Below are 1,000 nucleotides of genomic sequence, written 5' to 3' on the forward strand. Positions count from 1 at the left end.
GGTGCTGAGCCGCACGAACATCGAGGCCTTGTTCGTCCCGCCGAGGTCGCCGTTCATGCTGAGCGAGCCGCTGCTCGCGCCCACGGTCACCTGGTAGAAGTCCACGTCGTCCGACGAGGCCAGGATCTTCTCGACTCCCTTGACCGTCCCATCCACGACGGAGGCCTTCGTGCCCTCCGGGTACTCGACGGCGACGGTGAGGTACTTCTCCGCGGTCTCGGGGACGAAGCCCGTGCCGATCAGCGGCAGCAGCGCCACCGAGCTTGCGAGCAGCACCACGGACAGCGCCACGACGGCGAAGCGGTGGTCGAGCGACCAGCCGAGCAGCCGGCGGTAGAACCTGGCCGACGCGCTCTCGGAGGCGTCCTTGTGCTTCGGCAGCTTGCCCGAAAGCAGCATCCAGCTCGCGAGCAGCGGAACCACGGTCACGGCGACGAGCAGCGAGGCGAGCATCGCGATGCCGACGGTCAGCGCGAACGGCTGGAATATCTTCCCTATGATGCCGCTCACGAGCCCGAGCGGAACGAAGACGGCGACCGTGGTCAGCGTCGATGACGTGATCGCTGACGAGACCTCCGCGGCCGCCTTCCGCACGGTTTCGGCGGTCCTCGGCTCGCCCTCCTGGATGTGCCGGAAGATGTTCTCGATCACGACGATCGCGTCGTCGACCACGCGGCCGATCGCGACGGTGAGACCTCCGAGCGTCATCACGTTGAGCGTCACGCCGGACAGCTTGAGCGCAGCGAGGGCCACGAGCATCGACAGCGGGATGGACACGGTCGCGATCAGCGTCGCCCTGCCGTTGCGCAGGAACAGCAGGATGATCACCACGGCGAAGATGGCTCCGAGGATGCCCTCCCGCACCATGCCGCTGATGGACTCGTTGATCGAGTTCGACGCGTCGTACACGTACTCGACCTTCGAGCCCTGCGGCAGCGTCGACGACATCTCGTCCATCGCGGCGCGGACCTTCCCGGCGACCTCCACCGTGTTGCCGTCC

At 67.0% G+C, this 1,000-nt stretch carries 1 protein-coding gene; it reads right to left on the reverse strand.

Going from position 1 to position 1,000, the window contains the following annotated elements:
• The coding region (locus tag FDZ70_11415) for an efflux RND transporter permease subunit (GenBank protein ID TLM64557.1) at positions 1-1,000 on the reverse strand (1,000 nt) is incomplete at both ends.

The sequence above is a fragment of the Actinomycetota bacterium genome (genome assembly GCA_005774595.1).
Taxonomy (GTDB): Bacteria; Actinomycetota; Coriobacteriia; order Anaerosomatales; family D1FN1-002; genus D1FN1-002.